At 28.9% G+C, this 4658-nt stretch carries 4 protein-coding genes and 1 tRNA gene; 2 read left to right on the plus strand and 3 right to left on the minus strand.

Annotation, left to right across the window (positions count from 1 at the left end; genetic code table 11):
• Window positions 1-111 precede the first annotated feature (111 nt).
• Entirely contained in the window at window positions 112-906 is a 795-nt protein-coding gene (locus FLACOL7796_RS24300) for a hypothetical protein (protein ID WP_232067447.1), read from the minus strand.
• A gap of 415 nt (window positions 907-1321) precedes the next feature.
• On the opposite strand from FLACOL7796_RS24300, the gene FLACOL7796_RS24305 reads away from it, so the two are divergent.
• Window positions 1322-1774: a hypothetical protein gene (locus FLACOL7796_RS24305; protein WP_173973347.1), complete on the plus strand. Its 453-nt coding sequence runs from the start codon at window positions 1322-1324 to the stop codon at window positions 1772-1774.
• Between the two features lie 250 nt (window positions 1775-2024).
• A tRNA-Glu gene (locus FLACOL7796_RS24310) sits at window positions 2025-2096 on the plus strand.
• A gap of 142 nt (window positions 2097-2238) precedes the next feature.
• Here FLACOL7796_RS24310 and FLACOL7796_RS24315 read toward each other — a convergent pair.
• On the minus strand, window positions 2239-2751 hold the full coding sequence (locus FLACOL7796_RS24315) for a hypothetical protein (protein WP_173973348.1): 513 nt from the start codon (window positions 2749-2751) through the stop codon (window positions 2239-2241).
• Between the two features lie 73 nt (window positions 2752-2824).
• Entirely contained in the window at window positions 2825-4579 is a 1755-nt protein-coding gene (locus FLACOL7796_RS24320; RefSeq protein WP_173973349.1) for a hypothetical protein, read from the minus strand.
• Window positions 4580-4658 lie beyond the last annotated feature (79 nt).

The raw sequence follows: 4658 nt of genomic DNA on the forward strand, positions 1-4658 counted from the left end.
CATGTGATAATGCTCTAATAATCTTTAAAAATTGGGTAGATAATTGAATGCTTCCCACTACTAAGAGAAAAAGTTCCAAAGAAATCTGAAGCTTTTTTTTACGTGTTTGATTTATTTAAAATGAATTGTTAACGGAACTTTACTAGTAACTGTCAAACCCATACTTTTTGCTGGAATCCATTTTGTATTTAAAATGAATTCCTTAAGTTTTTTAGTGTAATAAGATGAGTACTTATAATTTCCTTCATTTTGAAATTTTAATTCAATATCTATATTGGTTACCGTACCATCTTTATGCAATGTAAAGTCCGCCGAAATCCAAGAATACTTATCTTTTTCTTTTCTAAATTCAAAACCTTCCGGATATTTTGCAATTTTAAAAAAATCGTTTTTATAATTTTTAAAAAAGTCTTTGTAGTTCTTATCATTTGGATATCTAGATATAGTATCGCATTCTTGAAAATCATAAACTTTATTTAGATTATTTTCTACATATTGTTTTTCAGCAATAGTTCGTAAAGAATCTATGAATTTTTCTCCATATCGCTTGTCTATTTCTTGTCGCATTTTATGTGCATAACAATTTTGTAGTTCGCTTGGAACTGTACAATAATAAGAAGCAGAACCGATACCAATATTATAGTTCGAAAGTAATTTGTTCATTTCCTCATTACTTCGATATTGCACTACCATTCCAAGATAATGGAAATAAGTTAATTTATTTTGTTTAATATCTTTTTCAGCATTTTTAGTTTCTATCTTGCAAATTGAATCCAAATATTTATTTTCTGTGTCAAGTTCAACTATCTCTTCCTTTGGAATTTGATTCTTTTTAGCTTGATTTTGAGAAGTTGATTTTCCACAACTAATTAGAGTCAGAAATATTACAGAATATATTATTTTCATTTGTTTCATTTTTTTGTAAAACATTACCCAACTTATTTATTTCCGCGACAAAACCATCCAAATTCGGATAGATACGCATGATAATTTCAAGCCTTATTTATTTTCAAATGTATAATTTTTCCATTATAAATAATCAAAAGTATTTTTAATTTGATTGATGCTTTACAGAACTTGCACAAAGGGTAGATAATTGAATGCTTCCCTTCACTAATACAAAGCTTCAGAGAAATCTGGAGCTTTTTTTGTTATATTTGGTTGTATAAAAAACACTTACTACCCTTTTATTCAATACATATTTCAAGTACGAATCTAAAAGACTATTCTAAATTTAAAAAAGTCTTTAACGAGTAAGGGAAACAAAATAAAAATGAGGATTTACAGAATATACTTTTTACTGCTTGTTTTAAACATTTTGATGTTGCCCATTATCTTACTATTTACAGGATACAAACAGTATTCTTATTTTACTAATGGATACGAAACAAAGATCATGAGGGTCGAAAAATGTACTAGTGGTTCGAATTCAAAAAGAAAATCTGTTAGTATAGAAGGTAAAATAAATCATCAGGAAGCATCTTTTGGATTATTTGATGATGATGCTTATGATTTCCTTTCCTATTTAAGTGATTCACAGCAGGAAGATTTTCAAAACGTTGATTACAATAATTTAAAACCTCTAAAATTAGATGTAAGAGTTGTTCAGTTTGGCGACTCAAAAAATGTAATGTTTATCAAGAAAAACCAAACGGCACAAGAAGCTCTGAAAACAAATTTAGTTCCCTGGATTGTAATTGAAATTGTCTTTGTTGGTTTATTATTACTATTCTATTGTTTAAAAAACACGCAAAAACCGCACGAACACACGTAAAAATATTCTTTCAAAACAAAAAATTATCAATTTTTACTAAAAATAATTACTTCAGTAAAAGAGCAAAAAATCTTCTTTTACGCATAAAACAACCAATTATTAATCAAACAAATACACATTAATTAACAAAAAATATTTCCGGTTAATTATTTCTAAACTTTCTGATTTTAGAAAAACGAACCAAAAAAATCAAAAAAAGTATTGTGTATCTTAAAATTAGTTATAGTTTTGCACCCGCAATAACAAAGCAGGCCCGTTCGTCTATCGGTTAGGACGCATGGTTTTCATCCATGTAAGAGCGGTTCGATTCCGCTACGGGCTACAAAAAAAGCTTCAGAGAAATCTGAAGCTTTTTTTTTTGCAATTGACTTTTTAAACTCGGGATTGTGAACTTTTTTTTAGAAGTATTCTTAGATAAAAATCTTTGCGTTCTCTGTGGTTAAAATTTCCGATATCCACATTTACTACCAATCAGGAAGTACCGGTCTTATGTCTTTTACTGTAATTTTGGTAAATATTGTTTCCCCTTCATTTCGCTTTCTTTTCTCTTTCAAGCTATTACCTTCAATTACAAATTTTCTAATTACTCTTTTTCCTGCTTTACTAAATGAAGTATTCGGAATTTCGAATAAAAGCAAATCGTTTTTAATATTATAGTATCCCACTAAATACGCCTTTTCTATATTATTAATATCAATACTTTCGGTCCTACTACCAAAAAGCGCAAACTGACCTGAATTAAAAAATCTTATATAGTTATATCCTTTAAAATTTATAGTTTTATCTTCATAAAAATTAAAATATATCGCATCTGCTTCTATCTTATTCGACATTTCTTTGGTAAAAGTTTTTTCAAACTTCATTTTTTTCAAATGCAATCTGCCATACTGATTTTCGTCAATATACTTTGTGTAATGCTGCGTTAATCGGCAGGAACTTGTAAGCAATACAAGCATAATCAATAAAACTATTCTCATAACTATTTGGCAATCAAACAAGAATTAAACTCTTAAACTGATTGTAATATTACTATAAAAAATCTATTTTTTCTTATTTCTCATAAAACTCCCAATCATCTGTAAGCTTCATTATTAAATTGTAGTTCTGTTTATAATAATTATCCACCTCATCCGGATGCTTTGAGTCGTGTGCTTCGATTACGAAATTTCCGTTTTCCATAATAAATCCGTTGGGATTGTTAAACTTAAAAATTATTTTTTTAAGTTCTAATTCATTTCTTCCGCACGATTTAAAACCATACAAATTGCCTTTATAAATACGAAAACAAGATCCTTCTCCTGTTATATTATTAATTTGCCTTTTGCTGTCATACTCCAGAGCATTACTGCATTTATCTAGAAGTTCGTTTAGCGCAGGAAGATTATCTGGTTTTTGTTGTAAAGCGTGAATAATTAAAATATTAAAATCAGGAAAAGAAATCAAAACAGTATCTTTCACGACAAGACTGCCTATTCTTTCTTCAGATGGATATCCTTCTTTTTTTATTAAATCGATCAGCTTTCCGGTAACTCTTTCGGTGGTTTCGTATAATACTCTTGGACTCTTTCGATTTTCCAATCCATAATCGGCCTGGTCTTCGTTGAGCAAATTTGTTAATTCATTCTTTAAGTTTAAATTCCATTTGCTCTGCGCATTTTTACAGACCGAATCGTATTTGACGCTAAAGTTTTTCCATTCCGGTTTTTTTCTTATTCCGTTAAAAATTTTAGCATTAAAATATGGTAATTCAACTCCTTTTAAGGCCAGTTTTTCGCCCCACCAGAAAGCAGTTTTAAAATCTCTTGACAAAACAGCACAACGAATAGCGTTATGAATATCTCTTGCAAATAATGTGGGATATTTTTGAGCAAGCAAATTATATTCTTCTTTTGCTTTTCCATACTGTCTGGTTAGAATATAATTCTCAGCATTTTTCGTATACGTATAATAATTGATTTCTTGTTTTTGAGTTTTCTCTTTTTCAATATCTGCTACCAGTTTATTAGCCGTAATCAGAGGTTTGCAGTCATAATTTTCTCTTTGTATTATTTTTTTGCCTCTATTTTTGTTTGAATCATAAATCATAGATCCTAAATCGAAAATCTCAGCATAAGACGCGCCTGAACCAAATGCAAGAAGTGTATTCTTGCTAACTTTTCCTTTTATTTTAAAAGGCTGCTTCTCTGCCAAATTTGTTTTGTAGTGCTGATAATTTTTAAAATAAAAAGCCGGAAATTGATCCAGAACGGTAAATTCATCGGCCTCTTTATTGCGCAATTTTACTGCTACACTATCTTTATTTACAGTGTTTCCCAAATAACAAACTCTTATCGTATCTCTTTTTTCTCCCAGAAATACCTCAACATAATCTTTTATTTTTTTAGTTCTCATAAACACATTCGAACCCCAATCATTGTTTCCGCTAACAAAACCTTCTATTTCTGCAATACTGTCTTTAGGGTTGAAATTACACTTCGTTATCTCTATTTTTAAAAAACACATCGATAAATGTTCTATAAATTGAAAACCTCTAAAAGTTTTACTTTTAAAGGTTACTCCATAATTCACAATTCCTTTGTACTTTCTGGTATCTACAAAATAGGATGTTTTTGCACTATCTTTTGATTCTGAAAACCAATTTGTCCTATTGTTATTCCATACGTTATAAGTCTCCTTAAGTACTGCGTTTTTATCAAAATCAATTTGATTAAAGGTTTTATATTTTATCTGGTTTTGCGCTAATGCGAGATTGGTAAAAAGAATATTTATTAAAACTACGAAGGGTACTAAAAGTGCTTTTTTCAAAATACTAAATGTTTTTTTATTAAAAAAAATATCAAATTACCTGATACAAATAATGAACTAAATTTTGATTGATAAATAT

The organism is Flavobacterium bizetiae (assembly GCF_902804475.1).
Taxonomy (GTDB): Bacteria; Bacteroidota; Bacteroidia; order Flavobacteriales; family Flavobacteriaceae; genus Flavobacterium; species Flavobacterium bizetiae.